Raw genomic sequence first — 16,845 nt, 5'->3', positions numbered from 1 at the left:
TTGATGGCCTTTTATTTTCATTCATCCGATTTGTAGTGGATGACTTTCACATCATAATTCCCAGCCCTAGCTTCAACAACGACACTCATCATCTCGCGACTTGCAGGATAAGATTCAATGTATGCGTTTAATTTTTCCTCTGCTCTCTGAACATCACTCTTTGGTATCCCCGTAAAAACTATTTCACTGCGTTGAAGATGGCTACCTTCATCTGCATGGCTTACAAAAAACCAGTCGCTGGATACCCTTGGAACCTGTTTAAGAGGTTCTGGCGTTAACAGCTGATAAATTAATAAATTCTTCTGCGCATAGTTTTTTTTTGTAAAAATGCTCGCCATGAAATAACAATACAACAGCGCAAAGAAAATCATAAAACCAATAATAATACCTGATATACGAGACATCATATGCGGAGTTCCCAAACATAATCAGGATTTGCAACCGGTTTTATTACATCCATAAATAAAGGTAACTCCCCTGAATAGGGTTCATGTTTCGTCCCCTTATCTAAAGGATCGGGAAACAGTAACGGAATGACGCTTTTATTCTTAAATTCACCAACCGGACCATAGAAGTCCCATATCCGATAAGCCTTTTCTTTCGAGCATATCTGAAGATAAGAGGTGTAATCTGCGTAATTTACTGCTTGGTAAAAACCAAATAAATTCGATACCAAATCTTCGGCACTATAGCCACTATCAGTTAAATAAACGTAAGGCCAAAAATCCTGTAAGGATTCAAAGCGATGTGACGTACTTAAGAATATAGATAAAGCAACACCTTGCAGAGTTCGTTCCTGCAATCCTCGTCGCACCATAAATCTACGATATATGCCAGTATTAATATTTAGGCCATGAATGCTTTTGGACATACTTTGATGATAATTTACTTCATAAAATTCGCTATCACCACCACGAGCCCTTGTCATTTCAAACCAGAGCTTTTCAGCTCCAGCCGGATTGGCATGACCTAAATCAATCCATCCTATATTCTCTGTATAGATAAGACCGTATCTAATATCTCTGGTGATAAATCGATCCGAACTATCAATAATATCATTTCTTTTTGTCATATCGTATTCTTTGAAATTTGAGAATTACGATATCCTAAAGTCTACATAGTAAAAAGGCATCCATAATGGATGCCTTTCTCAAGAAATCAGAATTAGACTTCTTCCATACGCCCCAGGAGAGCATGCAGACGATCCTGCCAGCCGCTCTGCTGTTCTTTCAGGCTGTTGTTCTCACGCTCCAGCTCTTCACGCTGCTGCTGTGCAGACTGAACTTCCTGCGACAGTGAGTTGTTTTTTTCTTTCAGCTCTTCGATTTCCATCTGCAACAGCGTGATGGTATCAATCGCCTGCTGTACTTTTGCTTCCAGTTTCTCAAACACTTCTAATGACATCGTCATACCTCTCCTGAATTGCAAGGCGTTGATGGATATAAATCCTCGTCCCGATAACGGTGACGCCTTAATAAAAAAGCGCGTTCTCTACTTAGCACCGATTGTATGAAGCCGCGCCATCCCTGTCCAGCAGCATCCCGCGTAGATTGCGGTTTGCAACACTTTTAATCCTTGTCCTGGCGACAAACACCCTATAGCTCAAAAGTGTTAACATATTGGTTAATGAAATGATTCAGCTCACACTAGTTATGTATTACAAATACCTCGTTATGGCGCGAAAACGCTCATTTTGTTGATGCAGCACACACATTTTAATTTCGATATTTCTCGTTTTTGCTCGTTAACGATAAATTAACAGTGTGCCTACCGGGCTCCGGGGATGTCAGTGACCTTCTCGCACACAATAAACATTAATCTCTCTTCAGGATCCGATTATGAGTCAAACATCAACCTTGAAAGGCCAGTGCATTGCTGAATTCCTCGGTACCGGGTTGTTGATTTTCTTCGGTGTGGGCTGTGTTGCTGCACTCAAAGTCGCTGGGGCGACTTTTGGGCAGTGGGAAATCAGTATCATCTGGGGTCTGGGGGTAGCGATGGCTATCTATCTGACGGCAGGCGTTTCTGGTGCACACCTGAATCCGGCGGTCACAATCGCACTTTGGCTGTTTGCCTGCTTTGATAAGCGTAAAGTCGTACCTTTTATCATTTCACAAATTGCCGGCGCCTTTTGCGCAGCGGCTTTGGTTTACGGGCTTTATTACAATCTTTTCATCGATTTCGAACAAACCAACCATATCGTGCGCGGTAGCGCTGAAAGCCTCAATCTGGCAGGGACATTCTCAACATATCCAAACCCGCATATCAATTTTGTGCAGGCCTTCGCAGTTGAAATGGTCATTACCGCTATTCTGATGGGGCTGATTTTGGCACTGACCGACGATGGTAACGGTGTGCCACGTGGTCCACTGGCGCCGCTGCTGATCGGTTTATTGATCGCAGTTATTGGTGCCTCTATGGGACCACTGACCGGTTTTGCAATGAACCCGGCACGTGACTTCGGACCGAAACTCTTCGCCTGGATGGCTGGATGGGGTGAGATTGCCTTCACGGGCGGTCGCGATATTCCTTACTTCCTGGTACCGGTGTTTGGCCCGATTACCGGCGCGATTTTGGGCGCATGGGCATATCGCAAACTGATTGGTCGCCATTTGCCGTGCGATGTCTGCGCGATTGAAGAGAAAGACGTCGCGGCCAACACTCAACAAAAAGCTTCGCAGTAATGTGACTACGGGACAAAAATCATGACTGAAAAAAAATATATCGTTGCGCTCGACCAGGGCACTACCAGCTCCCGCGCGGTCGTAATGGACCACGATGCAAATATTGTTAGCGTTTCACAACGCGAATTCGAGCAAATCTACCCGAAAGCCGGTTGGGTAGAACACGACCCGATGGAAATTTGGGCGACTCAAAGCTCTACGCTGGTAGAAGTGCTGGCGAAAGCCGATATCAGTTCCGACGAAATTGCCGCGATCGGGATTACCAACCAGCGCGAAACCACCATCGTCTGGGAGCGTGAAACCGGTAAACCTATCTATAACGCCATTGTCTGGCAGTGTCGTCGTACCGCGGATATTTGCGAGAAACTTAAGCGCGACGGTATGGAAGACTATGTCCGTAACAACACCGGGCTGGTCATTGACCCGTACTTCTCTGGCACCAAAGTGAAGTGGATCCTCGACCACGTAGAGGGCTCGCGTGAGCGCGCTCGTCGCGGCGAACTGTTGTTTGGTACCGTGGACACCTGGCTTATCTGGAAAATGACTCAGGGGCGCGTACACGTAACGGATTACACCAACGCCTCACGTACCATGCTGTTCAACATCCATACCCTGGACTGGGACGACAAAATGCTGGACGCACTGGACGTCCCGCGTGCCATGCTGCCGGAAGTGCGTCGTTCTTCTGAAGTCTACGGTCAGACCAACATTGGCGGTAAAGGCGGCACGCGTATTCCTATCTCGGGTATCGCGGGTGACCAGCAGGCTGCACTGTTCGGTCAGCTGTGCGTGAAAGAAGGGATGGCGAAAAACACCTACGGCACCGGCTGCTTCATGCTGATGAATACCGGCGAGAAAGCCGTGAAGTCTGAAAACGGGCTGCTGACCACCATCGCCTGCGGTCCGACCGGGGAAGTAAACTATGCGCTGGAAGGCGCGGTGTTTATGGCCGGCGCATCCATTCAGTGGCTGCGTGATGAAATGAAACTCATCAGCGATGCGTTCGACTCCGAATACTTCGCCACCAAAGTGAAGGACACCAACGGTGTGTACGTCGTTCCGGCATTCACCGGTCTGGGTGCGCCATACTGGGACCCGTATGCGCGTGGTGCCATCTTTGGCCTGACCCGTGGCGTTAACTCCAACCACATCATCCGTGCAACGCTTGAGTCTATCGCTTATCAGACCCGTGACGTGCTGGAAGCAATGCAGGCCGACTCCGGTATTCGTCTGCACGCGCTGCGTGTCGACGGTGGCGCGGTCGCCAACAACTTCCTGATGCAGTTCCAGTCCGACATTCTTGGCACCCGCGTTGAGCGCCCGGAAGTACGTGAAGTGACTGCACTGGGTGCCGCATACCTGGCAGGTCTGGCCGTTGGCTTCTGGCAAAACCTGGATGAACTGCAGGAAAAAGCGGTCATCGAGCGTGAATTCCGCCCGGGCATCGAAACCACCGAACGTAACTTCCGTTACAGCGGCTGGAAAAAAGCGGTTAAACGCGCCCTGGCGTGGGAAGACCACGAAGAGTAACCCGTCATTGCCGGATGGCACGGCCTACTGATACGAATCTGACGTAGGCCGGATAAGACGCGTTAGCGTCGCCATCCAGCAATATCTTCGTGCGGGGCAATCCCGCACACACATCAATAATCCCGCCCTCTCCCCTGTGCTACACTTCGCGTCATTCCTTTCTGCTACGAGTTTGCAATGAGACGAGAACTTGCCATTGAATTTTCACGCGTAACCGAAGCGGCAGCGCTGGCTGGCTATAAATGGCTGGGACGCGGCGATAAAAATACCGCCGACGGCGCAGCGGTGCACGCCATGCGTATTATGCTCAACCAGGTCAATATTGACGGCACCATCGTGATTGGCGAAGGTGAAATTGATGAAGCGCCGATGCTGTTTATCGGTGAGAAAGTCGGTACCGGTCACGGCGATGCCGTAGACATTGCGGTCGACCCTATCGAAGGTACGCGCATGACGGCAATGGGCCAGGCGAATGCGCTGGCGGTCCTCGCAGTTGGTGACAAAGGCTGTTTCCTCAACGCGCCAGATATGTACATGGAGAAGTTGATTGTAGGCCCTGGAGCCAAAGGGGCTATCGACCTGAACCTGCCGCTGGAAACAAACCTACGTAATGTCGCCGCCGCACTCAACAAGCCGCTCGGCGATCTGACCGTGACGATTCTGGCCAAACCTCGCCACGATGAGGTGATCGCAGAGATGGCGAAGCTTGGCGTTCGCGTGTTCGCCATTCCCGATGGCGACGTCGCAGCCTCCATTCTGACCTGTATGCCAGACAGCGAAGTTGACGTGCTGTACGGCATTGGCGGCGCACCGGAAGGTGTCGTTTCTGCCGCCGTCATCCGCGCGCTGGACGGCGACATGCAGGGTCGTTTGCTGGCACGTCATGACGTCAAAGGCGACAGCGAAGAAAACCGCCGTATCGGCGAACAGGAACTGGCCCGCTGCCAGGCGATGGGCATTGAAGCCGGTAAAGCGCTGCGTCTGGACGAAATGGCACGTAGCGATAACGTTATCTTCTCCGCCACCGGGATCACCAAAGGTGATCTGTTGGATGGAATCAGCCGTAAAGGCAATATCGCCACCACCGAAACGCTGCTGATCCGCGGCAAGTCGCGCACGATCCGTCGTATTCAATCCATCCACTACCTTGATCGCAAAGATCCTGATGTGCAGGCGCATATCCTGTAACAAATTTGTTTGATTGAGCCTTCCAGTCCTTCGGGGCTGGAAATCTTTCGTGCAACGAACGAAGATAAGGCAATCAAAGCAGACAGGAGGACACCATGGCAGATTGGGTAACAGGCAAAGTCACTAAGGTACAAAACTGGACCGACGCCCTGTTTAGTTTGACCGTGCGCGCGCCGGTTCTCCCCTTCACTGCGGGTCAGTTCACCAAGCTTGGTCTGGAGATCGACGGCGAACGCGTCCAGCGCGCCTATTCCTACGTGAATGCACCAGACAACCCCGATTTAGAGTTTTATCTGGTGACAGTGCCTGACGGGAAGCTGAGTCCACGTCTGGCCGCGCTAAAACCTGGCGATGACGTACAGGTGGTCAGTGAAGCCGCGGGGTTCTTTGTGCTGGATGAAGTCCCCGATTGCGATACGCTGTGGATGCTGGCAACCGGCACGGCGATCGGCCCATACTTATCCATTCTGCAACTGGGCAAAGATGTCGATCGCTTTAAAAATCTGGTGCTGGTCCATGCTGCCCGTTATGCCGCCGATTTAAGCTACCTGCCGCTGATGCAGGCGCTGGAAAAGCGTTACGAAGGGAAATTACGTATTCAGACCGTCGTCAGCCGTGAAACAGCTGCAGGTTCGCTTACTGGCCGCGTTCCCGCACTGATTGAAAGCGGTGAGCTGGAAAAAGCAGTCGGTCTGCCGATGGATACCGCCACCAGCCATGTGATGCTCTGTGGGAACCCACAGATGGTACGCGATACCCAGCAGTTGCTGAAAGATACCCGGCAGATGACCAAACACCTGCGTCGCCGACCGGGCCATATGACCGCTGAGCATTACTGGTAAGGGTGTTTGCCTGAAGTCACTTTTGCCGGATGGTGGCTTCGCCTTATCCGGCCTACGGGTGACACTTTCGCCATCTGGCATTGTATTCACGCTTTGTACTTCACGTCCTGCGTATCCTTACCAAACTTATTCTCGCCCTGGGTGCCAACAAACGCGCCCAGGTCAATCAGCATGCCGACCAGAATCAACGTGGGGACAAAGCGTCCGACGACCCACGGCAAGACGCTGGGTAACATCGTCCAATTTCCTGCCAGCAGCATCCACGCCAGAATCATCAATAGCGCCCATGCGCCAGAGCGTCCCCGATCATGCAGGCGTTTTACCGTCACCGCCGCTGTCGGCCATAACAAGCACACCAGGCAAAAAGCCGCTGTCTGAATATCGAGAAGTTTTTTACTCGCCAGCGAGAACAGAACCAGCATACCGACAATCCAGAGGCCGACCCAAATCCAGAAATCACGGCGTCCAATACGCCCTTTAATTGAGAATAACCACTGCTGTATGGTCATGTAAGTTCCTTTATTATTACCTTCAAGAACAGCTTACCCTTTTGACAAGCCCGACGGTTTTGCTCTATGGATTTCGAGTGGTGGGAAGGCGGCAAGTGAATGAGTCCCGATGAGCTTACTCAAGTAAGTGATTCGGGTGAATGAACGCAGCTAACGCACCTGCCACTTGAAAGACGACGAGTATATCGTTTTAATCGTGGTCAGTCATAATGAAAGGTACGATTGATGAAGCAAGGATTTACTCTGTTTTTATTATTGTTTTCAGCCCTGTCCGCAAGCCCTGTGGCTCGGGCGGAAGCGCCCTCGACGGCAACCACTGCCCCCTATCTGCTGGCGGGTGCGCCGACGTTTGATCTGTCGATCAGCCAATTTCGTGAAAACTTTAATACGCAGAATCCGAAGCTTGCATTAAATGAATTCCGCGCCATCGACAGCAGCCGCGATAAGGCAAATCTCACCCGAGCAGCCAGTAAAATCAATGAAAACCTGTATGCGTCATCAGCCCTTGAGCGCGGGACATTGAAAATTAAAAGCATGCAGATAACCTGGCTGCCGATCCAGGGGCCGGAACAAAAGGCCGCCAAAGCCAAAGCGCTGGAGTACATGAGTGCCGTCATCCGTACCGTAGCCCCCTTATTGACCAAAGAACAAAGTCAGAAAAAACTGCAAAAATTGCTCACCGCAGGCAAAAGTAAGCATTACTACGCAGAAACCGAGGGTGCAATTCGCTATGTCGTGGCAGATAACGGCGAAAAAGGGCTGACCTTCGCTGTTGAACCGATTAAGCTGGCGCTATCTGAAAATCTCGAAGGGTCGAATAAATGACAAAAAGCAAAGCCTTCATGATGATCAATCTCTATACTGTTTCACAGACCATGCTGCCCTGACGGGCGGCCATCTTCCTTAATTCGCTGACAAGCGTGGAGAAATGATATGCGACATCCTTTAGTGATGGGTAACTGGAAACTGAACGGCAGCCGCCACATGGTAAACGAACTGGTTGCTAACCTGCGTAAAGAACTGGCTGGCGTTGCTGGCTGTGCAGTAGCAATCGCTCCACCGGAAATGTATATCGACCTGGCGAACCACGCCGCTGCCGGTAGCCACATCATCCTGGGTGCGCAGAACGTTGACCTGAACCTGTCTGGCGCATTCACCGGTGAAACCAGCGCTGAAATGCTGAAAGATATCGGCGCGAAATACATCATTATCGGTCACTCTGAGCGTCGTACTTACCACAAAGAGTCTGACGAACTGATCGCTAAAAAATTCGCCGTGCTGAAAGAGCAGGGTCTGACGCCGGTTCTGTGCATCGGTGAAACCGAAGCAGAAAACGAAGCGGGCAAAACTGAAGAAGTGTGCGCACGTCAGATCGACGCAGTACTGAAGACTCAGGGCGCAGAAGCATTCGAAGGCGTGGTTATCGCTTACGAACCTGTATGGGCTATCGGTACCGGCAAATCTGCAACTCCGGCACAGGCTCAGGCTGTTCACAAATTCATCCGTGACCATATTGCTAAAGCTGACGCAAAAATCGCTGAACAAGTTATCATCCAGTACGGCGGTTCCGTAAACGCAGCTAACGCGGCAGAATTGTTCGCGCAGCCGGACATCGACGGCGCGCTGGTGGGTGGTGCTTCTCTGAAAGCCGACGCCTTCGCCGTGATCGTTAAGGCAGCTGAAGCCGCTAAACAGGCTTAAGTTGTTGTAAGGGGGGCATTGCCCCCCTTGTCATCTCCGCGTTACCAATATCCCAGCCAGTGCCACCAGAAGGCACCCGTTACCCCCCAGATAGTCAGGTTGGCCACACTCATCACCAGCCCTGTTTTCCACCACTCAGCCAGCGTAACGTAACCCGAGCCAAAAATGATGGGCGCAGTACCTGTGCCGTAGTGCGTGAGCGACATCATCAACGAGGATGAGAATCCCAGCATCAGGCCAAGCAGCGCCGGAGGCGCACCGAGACCTAATCCCGCCGCGAAGAACGCCGCGAACATCGCCGTAATATGCGCGGTAGTGCTGGCAAAAAAGTAGTGCGAATAGACGTAAAGCAGAACCAGCAGCAGTGTGGCGATACTCCAGTGAACGCCGAGATGATCGATGGCACTTCCGACGCTGGTCGCCAGCCAGCCGACCAGGCCCAGTTTGCTCAGGAAGTCCGCCATCATTACCAGCGCAGCAAACCAGACTATCGTATCCCATGCCCCACGGCATTTGAGAATATCATCCCAGCTGAGTACCCCGGTCACTAACAGAATTGATAAGCCGATTAACGCCGCGCTGGTGGGGTTGACGGTCCAGGCACTGCCCATAATCATCGCAGGAACACCCGCCCACAGGCAGAGCAGCAAAACGAAAACCGCGAGGGTGATTTTCTCTGCCAGCGCAAGCGGGCCAAGCGCATCGAGCTTTTGCCGGGCGAACTGCGGCGCGTTCGGCGTGCGGGTAATGGCCGGCGGGTAGAGCCACCAGATAATAATGGGCATCACGATCAGTGAGACGACCGCAGGCAGAAGCGCAGCGATGGCCCACATTCCCCAGGTCATATTCAGTACCCCATCCGTCCCTTTGGTCAAAAAGCTGACAATCAGTGGGTTAGGCGCGGTCGCAGTAATAAACATCGCCGAGGTAATCGGGTTAATGTTGTAGTTCACCAGCGCCAGATAGCGGCCGGTAGAACCGTTTTCCTTATCTCCCGGCTGAGACCCGAGGCTTTCGGCAATCGCCCGCATGACCGGGTGAATAATCCCACCACCGCGCGCGGTATTGCTTGGGGTTACGGGGGCTATCAGCGTTTCCGCCAGGGTTAACGCCCAGGCAATACCCAGCGTCCGTTTGCCAAACAGGGCAATAAATCCATAGCCAATGCGCGCGCCCAGCCCCGTTTTCAACAGGCTTTGCGACAGCATGATGGAGATACCGATCAACCAGATCAGTTGGTTAGAGAAACCGCTCAGCGCATCACTCAGCGCCGCAGTCGGTTTACCAGGGTGAGTGACGCCGGTCATTGCCACCAGCATAATCGCTACAATCGCGATAGCGCCAATAGGCATGGCTTTGCCAATGATGGCCGCGATAGTGCCAATAAACAGCGCCAGCAGATGCCACGCTTCGGGAGTAACGTCAGGAGGGCAAGGGATAACAAACCAGATAGTCAGGGTAATCACGATCGAGATAATGGCAGGCCAACAGCGTATAGGGGTCAATCTGTCCATGAGTCAATCCTTGAGTTTCCAGCACGCAAGTATGCACATCGATATTACCCGGTATCGACATACAGAATGCGATTCACCTTCTCAATACATAAATTTTTACGATTACAAGACGTTATAGTTTCCCCAGTACGCTAAACCACAGATAATCCAGCGGCAGCAGAACCAGATACGTTGCCATAGCCAGCGTAATGCACAGCAGCATTCCTGCCCGTGCAGGCACTTTGCCTAGCGCCATCGCCACCACAATTGGCGATGCCTGATACGGCAGCAACGGAGTGGAATAGCCCAACACCTGAATCATAATCACCGACAGCAGCGGAAACCCGGTCGCATCGGCAAAGCTCTGTGCCAGCGTGGTATACAGCGCCGGAACGCCGTTGGCGGTCATAATAAAATTGAGCGCCGTGGTAATACCGGTTAACGCCAGAAAGCTGGTAAAGGGTTTATCCGCGTCCAGCGGCATCACGTGTAGCAACGCCTCCCCCACCGCGCTACCGATGCCGGTTTGCGTCACGGTGATCGCCAGCCCCAGGATCCCCGCCACGTAAATACAGGTGCGGATGTTCACCCCGCTGGAAAACTCGTCCCCGTTAATAAAGCCTACCCGTGGCAACAGCGTAATGATTGCCGCCGCCAGCCCAGTCCAGGCCGGACCAATACCGTGCCAGCTTTCGCTGACCCACATCAGCAACACCACCGCTAACATCCAGGCCAGCCGTTTTTCATCGCGACTCATCGGCGCAGGTGGCGTCACATCCATAGGGGCATGGGGCTTGCCGGGGAACAGCCAGCAGATCAGTCCAACCAGCAGCGCGCCTTTTAACCACCCGAGGACCGGCGTATGCAGCAATAAATAGGGTAGATAATTCAGATGGATACCGTAAGAACCTTCCGTTGCGCCGCTCATCACCAGATTCGGTACGTTGGCGGGTAGGATGGTAGCTGAAAGCTGGAACGTCCCAAAACCCACGGCTAACGCCAGACCGTACCAGGCACGGGTACCGTCGACAATGCCAGCGCGTTTCGCCATCGCCGCGACAATCGGCATCAGCAGCGCAATACGCCCCATATTGGACGGCATCACAAACGCCAGCGCATAGCTCAGCAGCACCACGCTTGCGACCATTAACGGCCAGGAATCGGTCAACCGGGACGACAACGCCCGCGCCGCCCTGTCCGCCAGTCCCGTTTTACGTATCGCGATGCCCAACACGAAACCGCTGAAAACCAGCCAGAACGCCGACGAAGCAAAGCCGCCAAAAATCACCTCCGGTGGGGCGATTTTCGCCACCATTGCGACAGAGAAGAATATCAGCGCCGTAATGAACTCCGGTAACAGCGACGTAGCCCAGAGCAGAATGGTGATGCCAACCACCAATGAAGGGATAAACAGAGGGTGCGTAAGCCAGAGCGACATGCCTGTCTCCTGTTGTTTTTTTCAACAAGAATACGGGGACAGGCACAGAGAGTAAACGCCAGATTAGGTGGGGTTACCGCAGGATCTGGCACTGATGATCCTGAATTTCCTCGGCGGAGGCGAGATTCAGCGACAGCAGATCGCGCTGGGTCGCCAGCAGGACAAAGGACTCATCGCTCTGACGCACCATCGCCAGCGCATAGCGCCCCATATGATCACGCGCATCCGGCACCTCTTCCGCCAGCATCATAAACGGGCTGCGCTGTGCCAGTTCGTTTTCCGTGACACGGCGCGCCAGATACTCGTGCCCACGTAATCCCCCCGGCAAAGGCAGCCAGCGGGTGCTGATTTTCGCCAGATTGTCATCCAGTTGCGTTCTAACGTCAGGACGCAAGCAAGAGATATGAATGTGGAAATGGTTTTGCGTGCGGCCAGACGGCGAGTTGATCGTGAGTGATACCGCTTTATCGGGAATTTCCTGACCGTATTTTTGGCTCATAAAACCGCGCGCTTGCCAGGCGAGCCAGAAAAAATTCGGCGTGCCTGATTGCAACAGCAGCGGGCTTTCCGTGCCGTTAATGCGGTAAGTGGGCATCAATAAGTATTGCAGAGGGCCGTTACGGTCTTTGAACACCACATACCCGGCATCCGGTTTCACCTCCGCACACGGCGCAGGGTTATGCCGTTGCAGCTGGTTCGGCAGGCATTGCTCAAGAACAATCTGGCGTAATGCATCCGGGTTACCGTTGAGTTTCCAGTAACCTATGCCCGCAGCGGCAGCGATAATCATCACCACCAGTAAAAAATAGCCTGCTTTTTTCATTACGCGTTTCCTGTATCCCATTGAAGGGTAAGCGTAACGTAAAATGATGACAAATAAAAAAGCCCGGTCGCGTTATGCCACCGGGCCTGCAAACACATCTGCGTTAGCGTTTACTGATTTGGTCAAACGTACCGCCGTTAGAGAAGTGCTCTTTCTGCGCTTTGGTCCAGCCACCAAACTCGTCGTCGATGGTGAATAACTTCAGCTTCGGAAAGGCATTTTCGTATTTCTTCGCCACGTCAGCATCACGCGGGCGGTAATAGTTTTTCGCCGCAATTTCCTGACCTTGCGGAGAATAGAGATACTTCAGGTAAGCTTCGGCCACCACTTTACTGTCTTTCTTTTCTACCACTTTGTCGACAATAGACACGGTCGGTTCTGCGAGAATAGATTCGCTTGGCGTGACGATCTCAAACTTATCTTTACCCAGTTCGTTCGTCGCCAGCAGCGCTTCGTTTTCCCATGCGATCAGCACATCGCCAATTCCGCGTTCAACAAAGGTATTGGTAGAGCCGCGCGCGCCGGAATCCAGCACTTCCACGTTTTTAAACAGAGCTTTGACGAAGTCCTGAGCTTTGGCCTGATCGTTGTTATTGTGGTGCAGGGCATAACCCCATGCCGCCAGATAGTTCCAGCGCGCCCCGCCGGAGCTTTTCGGGTTTGGCGTAATGACTGATACACCCGGTTTAACCAGATCGTTCCAGTCATGAATCTGCTTTGGATTGCCTTTGCGTACCAGGAAGACGATGGTAGAGGTGTAAGGTGCAGAGTTGTCCGGCAGGCGTTTAATCCAGTTTTTATCGATACGGCCACGCTCAGCAATGGCGTCCACGTCATAGGCCAACGCCAGGGTAACCACATCGGCTTCGATACCGTTAATGACGGATGTTGCCTGTTTACCGGAGCCACCATGTGACTGGCGGATCACCACGTTATCGCCCGTTTCCTGTTTCCAGTGCGCCGCGAAGGCTTTGTTGTACTGTTCGTACAGCTCACGCGTTGGATCGTACGATACGTTAAGTAACTGAATATCCTTTGCCAGAACGCTGGTCGATGCCAGCAATAATGTTAACCCTACGCCCCATTTGTTCATCGCCCAGCTCTCTTATTTAATGTTGTGATGAGCAGAGCGTGCCAGAAAGCGATCCAAACTTTAAAGAATAAAAAAAGATTTGCTATAACGTGGGGGAATATATGGAGTCGGGTTTTTGCCTGATGGCGCTACGCTTATCAGGCCTACGATTTGCTCATGTAGGCCGGATAAGGCGCAAGCCGCCATCCGGCAATTGCAATCAGTACAATCTTTTCGCGCAGTCCAGCCAGTCACCTTTGAACGGACGCTTCATATTCTCGATAGCGTCGATGATGTCGTGGTGAACCAACTGTTCGTTCTGAATACCGACGCAGCGACCGCCATGACCTTCAAGCAGCAGATCAATGGCATACGCCCCCATACGGGATGCCAGAATACGGTCGTAAGGCACCGGGGAACCACCACGCTGGATGTGACCCAGTACGGTTGAGCGCGTTTCACGGCCGGTTTCTTTCTCGATGTAATGCGCCAGTTCATCAACGTCACACATGTGCTCGGTGATCGCCACAATCGCGTGTTTCTTACCTTTGGCGATGCCAGCTTTGATTTCAGCGACCAGATCGTCACGGCTGAATTCAACTTCCGGAACGACGACGAATTCGCAGCCACCGGCAATTGCTGCCGCCAGAGTCAGGTCACCACAGTAGCGCCCCATCACTTCAACGATGGAGATACGCTGGTGAGAAGAGGAGGTGTCACGCAGACGGTCAATCGCTTCTACCACGGTACCCAGTGCGGTGAAGTAGCCGATAGTGTAGTCGGTGCCTTTAATATCGTTGTCGATAGTACCCGGCAGGCCAATGCACGGGAAACCCATTTCAGTCAGACGTTTTGCACCCAAGTAGGAACCGTCACCACCGATAACAACCAGGGCGTCAATCCCACGCTTCTTCAGGTTTTCGATAGCCACAGCGCGCACGTTTTCGTCGCGGAATTCCGGGAAGCGAGCAGAACCGAGGAAAGTACCGCCACGGTTGATCATGTCGGACACGCTATAACGGTCGAGCTGAACCATACGGTCTTCATACAAACCCAGGTAGCCATCATGGATCCCCATGACTTCCAGTCCTTCCGTCAACGCTGCACGTACAACACCACGGATTGCTGCGTTCATGCCCGGCGCATCACCGCCGCTTGTCAACACACCGATTTTCTTAATCATGACTACCTCTGAACTTTGGAATGCAAAATGAAATCTGCTGCCGGAAGTCGATTCCGCATATCGAAACGATCCAACGAATATGCAGATAGTATAACAATCACTTCCTGCTGAATTGATTCAGGTCAGGCCAAACGGTGGTAATTTATACACAAAATGCTGGCCCTGCTCACTTTTTTACAACGAATTATGAAAGCTCAAACATCTTGCCTTCCTTGGGTACGACTGAACAGGGATCCTGATGAATAATCACATCCGATCCCGGGAAACGCCGCAAAATCGCCTGCTCAACCTGTTCAGCCACTAAATGCGCCTGAACGAGCGGCAGATTATCTTCCATTTCCAAATGAATCTGAATAAAGCGGGTCGGCCCTGACTGCCGCGTGCGAAGATCGTGAGCGCCGCTGACTCCTGGCCATGACGTCACTATATCAATAATTTCCTGACGTTCTTCATCGGGCAAGGCGCGATCCAGCAAGGATTGCACCGCCTCGTAGCCCATACGCAATGCGCTATATAGAATATAGATGCCAATCCCGAGCGCAAACAAGGCATCCGCACGATGCCAACCGTACCAGGCCAGACCAAGCGCGACGAGAATAGCGCCGTTCATCATAACATCAGACTGATAATGAAGCATATCTGCCCGAACGGCCTGACTTTGCGTACGCTTAACGACCCAACGCTGAAACGTGACCAGTATGATAGTACAAATTAACGCAATGACGGTGACGATTACCCCAACGCCCGGATCTTTCATCGGCGTCGGTTGAACAAGATGCTGAATGCCTGTCAAAAATAAGAACAGCGCCGAGCCAGAAATAAACATACTTTGCGCCAGCGCCGCCAGCGATTCTGCTTTCCCGTGCCCGAACGTGTGTTCATCATCGGCTGGCTGTAAGGAATAGCGCACCACCAGCAAATTGGTTAACGACGCGGCAATATCGACCAAAGAGTCCACCAGTGCAGCCAGAATACTCACCGACCCGGTGTACCACCACGCAAAAATTTTGATCAAAAGTAACAGCGAAGCCATCACGGTCGCCGCGATAGCCGCCCGGCTCACCAGCCGCCCATAAGTTTGATTCATAAGCACTCCCATCAGGATATGCCGCTAGTATAACGGATGAACTAAAACAGTCAGGCAATAAGAAAGTGTCAAATTTCGGGCAAAAAAAACCATACGCAATGTGTGGAAAAGCGGGGATGGAATGTTGCAGCAAACATAGCACATTAAAATAAAAAATTACGCCCCCTCTTATAGCCGGACCAGTATGGCAATACGTCATCTGAATACGTTTTATTCTGAATTTTTAGGACCTCTCAACAACTTTTCCATTACTCCTTTACTTTAGGTGTACGATAAATACTCAATCAACATATCTTGAGGGATTAAGATAGTGTATTACCCTAATTCTATTGACTGGAAACCGATCCAAGAAGGGGGACTGCGTAGGTTAAGGCTTGGCGAGATGAATCTTGCAAACTCGCTCTTTGGCTTTAGCATTCTTTACCATCAAGTTTCGATTCATCTGGAAAGTTACCTTCCTTTTGATACTCAAAACCCAGGTCAGGCGATGACGCCTGACGGCGAAATGTGGTTTAGAACCATAAAATACGAAGATGATTTCTCGATGCCAACAAAACAGCCAACACCAAATGCCCAGCATCTTTTTTTGCATGAAATGATGCATGTTTGGCAGCACCAATATGGAATGTGGGTACGAACACGCGGGGCGTTCTCATGGGCTGCTGATTATACATACAGTCTAAATGAAAAAAATCTACTTGATTACGGACTGGAGCAGCAAGCATCCTTAGTCAGCGATTACTGGTTGTTAAAGCACTATGGGTTTGATGGGCATAGCGATCTCTATGTTTACCGCGATTATGACCCAGAAGAACCGGCGCTGGAATTAATGCAGAAATATGAAAAGGTACTCGGGAGCTTTCCGATATGAAGAAATCGCTCTTTTTTCTCCCTTTACTTTTATTTCTGGCCGGGTGCCCGGGGAAAGGCAGAGAGGGTGCAGAGTCCGGTGAACGACGGGCGATCTACGTAGATGGCAATCGTGTTTGCTTTACCATAGATAAAAACGATGTGTTAAACCGCTATATTCTGTCAACTAATGGTAGAGAAGGTAAAAAATTATTAGTCGGCGACTTTACACATCTCACCTACCCAAGTACCTGCTTCACGGTTAATTTAGAAAAAGGGGTGGTGTATGGTGCAAGCTATACCTTAAATGGAAAAAATCACTACTACACATTTATCATTACCCATGATGGTACTGTGTTGGATTTAGGAAAAAGCTGAGCACTATTGTCAGATCACACGGCTCTACATAAAGGCTGTGAGTTACATTGAGGTCAGCCACACATAAC

Annotated in this window: 18 protein-coding genes; 8 read left to right on the top strand and 10 right to left on the bottom strand. The window is 51.5% G+C overall.

Annotated elements, in window-relative coordinates:
* Positions 1-17: 17 nt before the first annotated feature.
* The 3 genes from FDW88_RS14995 to zapB all read right to left on the bottom strand — a co-directional run bounded on the left by FDW88_RS14995 (position 18) and on the right by zapB (position 1,410).
* Positions 18-407 carry a hypothetical protein gene (locus FDW88_RS14995; protein ID WP_117343659.1) on the bottom strand — a complete coding sequence of 130 codons (390 nt, stop codon included), beginning with the start codon at positions 405-407 and terminating at the stop codon, positions 18-20.
* A complete protein-coding gene (locus FDW88_RS14990; RefSeq protein ID WP_137362851.1) occupies positions 404-1,072 on the bottom strand; it encodes a hypothetical protein in 669 nt (222 codons plus the stop codon). The genes FDW88_RS14995 and FDW88_RS14990 overlap by 4 nt, the downstream gene beginning before the upstream one ends.
* Before the next feature lie 92 nt (positions 1,073-1,164).
* Positions 1,165-1,410, bottom strand: a complete 246-nt coding sequence (gene zapB / locus FDW88_RS14985) for a septal ring assembly protein ZapB (RefSeq protein WP_115259761.1) — start codon at positions 1,408-1,410, stop codon at positions 1,165-1,167.
* A gap of 428 nt (positions 1,411-1,838) precedes the next feature.
* Between zapB and FDW88_RS14980 the strand changes: the two genes are divergently transcribed.
* The 4 genes from FDW88_RS14980 to fpr all read left to right on the top strand — a co-directional run bounded on the left by FDW88_RS14980 (position 1,839) and on the right by fpr (position 6,244).
* Complete coding sequence (locus tag FDW88_RS14980; RefSeq protein ID WP_096758820.1) at positions 1,839-2,684, top strand: MIP/aquaporin family protein; 846 nt, start codon at positions 1,839-1,841, stop codon at positions 2,682-2,684.
* Positions 2,685-2,705: 21 nt separating this feature from the next.
* The gene (gene glpK, locus FDW88_RS14975; RefSeq protein ID WP_096758821.1) at positions 2,706-4,214 is read left to right on the top strand and encodes a glycerol kinase GlpK; all 1,509 of its coding nucleotides are present in this window, start codon (positions 2,706-2,708) and stop codon (positions 4,212-4,214) included.
* A 177-nt stretch (positions 4,215-4,391) separates the two neighbouring features.
* Positions 4,392-5,402 carry a class II fructose-bisphosphatase gene (gene glpX / locus FDW88_RS14970; RefSeq protein ID WP_096758822.1) on the top strand — a complete coding sequence of 337 codons (1,011 nt, stop codon included), beginning with the start codon at positions 4,392-4,394 and terminating at the stop codon, positions 5,400-5,402.
* Positions 5,403-5,497: 95 nt separating this feature from the next.
* On the top strand, positions 5,498-6,244 hold the full coding sequence (fpr, locus tag FDW88_RS14965; RefSeq protein ID WP_096758823.1) for a ferredoxin--NADP(+) reductase: 747 nt from the start codon (positions 5,498-5,500) through the stop codon (positions 6,242-6,244).
* An 86-nt stretch (positions 6,245-6,330) separates the two neighbouring features.
* Here the strand turns inward: fpr and FDW88_RS14960 are convergent, their stop codons facing one another.
* Entirely contained in the window at positions 6,331-6,753 is a 423-nt protein-coding gene (locus FDW88_RS14960) for a DUF805 domain-containing protein (RefSeq protein ID WP_096758824.1), read from the bottom strand.
* 225 nt (positions 6,754-6,978) lie between these two features.
* On the opposite strand from FDW88_RS14960, the gene FDW88_RS14955 reads away from it, so the two are divergent.
* Positions 6,979-7,578, top strand: a complete 600-nt coding sequence (locus tag FDW88_RS14955) for a YiiQ family protein (RefSeq protein ID WP_096758825.1) — start codon at positions 6,979-6,981, stop codon at positions 7,576-7,578.
* A 108-nt stretch (positions 7,579-7,686) separates the two neighbouring features.
* Positions 7,687-8,454, top strand: coding sequence for a triose-phosphate isomerase (gene tpiA, locus FDW88_RS14950; RefSeq protein WP_096758826.1), 768 nt, complete (start codon positions 7,687-7,689; stop codon positions 8,452-8,454).
* Between the two features lie 41 nt (positions 8,455-8,495).
* On the opposite strand, the gene FDW88_RS14945 is transcribed toward tpiA, so the two are convergent.
* The 6 genes from FDW88_RS14945 to fieF all read right to left on the bottom strand — a co-directional run bounded on the left by FDW88_RS14945 (position 8,496) and on the right by fieF (position 15,550).
* The gene (locus FDW88_RS14945; protein WP_096758827.1) at positions 8,496-9,968 is read right to left on the bottom strand and encodes a DASS family sodium-coupled anion symporter; all 1,473 of its coding nucleotides are present in this window, start codon (positions 9,966-9,968) and stop codon (positions 8,496-8,498) included.
* Positions 9,969-10,080: 112 nt separating this feature from the next.
* Positions 10,081-11,385 carry an SLC13 family permease gene (locus FDW88_RS14940; RefSeq protein WP_115259766.1) on the bottom strand — a complete coding sequence of 435 codons (1,305 nt, stop codon included), beginning with the start codon at positions 11,383-11,385 and terminating at the stop codon, positions 10,081-10,083.
* Between the two features lie 73 nt (positions 11,386-11,458).
* Complete coding sequence (locus FDW88_RS14935; protein ID WP_115259767.1) at positions 11,459-12,208, bottom strand: CDP-diacylglycerol diphosphatase; 750 nt, start codon at positions 12,206-12,208, stop codon at positions 11,459-11,461.
* A gap of 103 nt (positions 12,209-12,311) precedes the next feature.
* Positions 12,312-13,301 carry a sulfate/thiosulfate ABC transporter substrate-binding protein Sbp gene (sbp, locus tag FDW88_RS14930; protein ID WP_096758830.1) on the bottom strand — a complete coding sequence of 330 codons (990 nt, stop codon included), beginning with the start codon at positions 13,299-13,301 and terminating at the stop codon, positions 12,312-12,314.
* Between the two features lie 199 nt (positions 13,302-13,500).
* Positions 13,501-14,463: a 6-phosphofructokinase gene (gene pfkA, locus FDW88_RS14925; RefSeq protein WP_096758831.1), complete on the bottom strand. Its 963-nt coding sequence runs from the start codon at positions 14,461-14,463 to the stop codon at positions 13,501-13,503.
* A gap of 184 nt (positions 14,464-14,647) precedes the next feature.
* The gene (fieF, locus tag FDW88_RS14920; RefSeq protein WP_096758832.1) at positions 14,648-15,550 is read right to left on the bottom strand and encodes a CDF family cation-efflux transporter FieF; all 903 of its coding nucleotides are present in this window, start codon (positions 15,548-15,550) and stop codon (positions 14,648-14,650) included.
* 307 nt (positions 15,551-15,857) lie between these two features.
* Here fieF and FDW88_RS14915 point away from each other — a divergent pair, with 307 nt between their 5' ends.
* The gene (locus FDW88_RS14915; RefSeq protein ID WP_137362850.1) at positions 15,858-16,421 is read left to right on the top strand and encodes a type IV secretion protein Rhs; all 564 of its coding nucleotides are present in this window, start codon (positions 15,858-15,860) and stop codon (positions 16,419-16,421) included.
* On the top strand, positions 16,418-16,777 hold the full coding sequence (locus FDW88_RS14910; RefSeq protein WP_137362849.1) for a putative T6SS immunity periplasmic lipoprotein: 360 nt from the start codon (positions 16,418-16,420) through the stop codon (positions 16,775-16,777). The genes FDW88_RS14915 and FDW88_RS14910 overlap by 4 nt, the downstream gene beginning before the upstream one ends.
* Positions 16,778-16,845 lie beyond the last annotated feature (68 nt).

The sequence above is a fragment of the Citrobacter sp. wls829 genome, from assembly GCF_005280825.1.
Lineage (GTDB): Bacteria > Pseudomonadota > Gammaproteobacteria > Enterobacterales > Enterobacteriaceae > Citrobacter > Citrobacter gillenii.
Note: the sequence above shows the minus strand (reverse complement) of the source record. Positions and strands in the feature narration are given on the sequence as shown.

Coding starts and splice junctions, on each gene's coding strand:
- FDW88_RS14960 (WP_096758824.1), bottom strand. CDS start 6,753: ATGACCATACAGCAGTGGTTATTCTCAATTAAAGGGCGTATTGGACGC.
- FDW88_RS14995 (WP_117343659.1), bottom strand. CDS start 407: ATGATGTCTCGTATATCAGGTATTATTATTGGTTTTATGATTTTCTTT.
- fieF (WP_096758832.1), bottom strand. CDS start 15,550: ATGAATCAAACTTATGGGCGGCTGGTGAGCCGGGCGGCTATCGCGGCG.
- glpK (WP_096758821.1), top strand. CDS start 2,706: ATGACTGAAAAAAAATATATCGTTGCGCTCGACCAGGGCACTACCAGC.
- FDW88_RS14940 (WP_115259766.1), bottom strand. CDS start 11,385: ATGTCGCTCTGGCTTACGCACCCTCTGTTTATCCCTTCATTGGTGGTT.
- zapB (WP_115259761.1), bottom strand. CDS start 1,410: ATGACGATGTCATTAGAAGTGTTTGAGAAACTGGAAGCAAAAGTACAG.
- pfkA (WP_096758831.1), bottom strand. CDS start 14,463: ATGATTAAGAAAATCGGTGTGTTGACAAGCGGCGGTGATGCGCCGGGC.
- tpiA (WP_096758826.1), top strand. CDS start 7,687: ATGCGACATCCTTTAGTGATGGGTAACTGGAAACTGAACGGCAGCCGC.
- FDW88_RS14980 (WP_096758820.1), top strand. CDS start 1,839: ATGAGTCAAACATCAACCTTGAAAGGCCAGTGCATTGCTGAATTCCTC.
- FDW88_RS14910 (WP_137362849.1), top strand. CDS start 16,418: ATGAAGAAATCGCTCTTTTTTCTCCCTTTACTTTTATTTCTGGCCGGG.
- FDW88_RS14990 (WP_137362851.1), bottom strand. CDS start 1,072: ATGACAAAAAGAAATGATATTATTGATAGTTCGGATCGATTTATCACC.
- sbp (WP_096758830.1), bottom strand. CDS start 13,301: ATGAACAAATGGGGCGTAGGGTTAACATTATTGCTGGCATCGACCAGC.
- FDW88_RS14955 (WP_096758825.1), top strand. CDS start 6,979: ATGAAGCAAGGATTTACTCTGTTTTTATTATTGTTTTCAGCCCTGTCC.
- FDW88_RS14945 (WP_096758827.1), bottom strand. CDS start 9,968: ATGGACAGATTGACCCCTATACGCTGTTGGCCTGCCATTATCTCGATC.
- FDW88_RS14935 (WP_115259767.1), bottom strand. CDS start 12,208: ATGAAAAAAGCAGGCTATTTTTTACTGGTGGTGATGATTATCGCTGCC.
- fpr (WP_096758823.1), top strand. CDS start 5,498: ATGGCAGATTGGGTAACAGGCAAAGTCACTAAGGTACAAAACTGGACC.
- glpX (WP_096758822.1), top strand. CDS start 4,392: ATGAGACGAGAACTTGCCATTGAATTTTCACGCGTAACCGAAGCGGCA.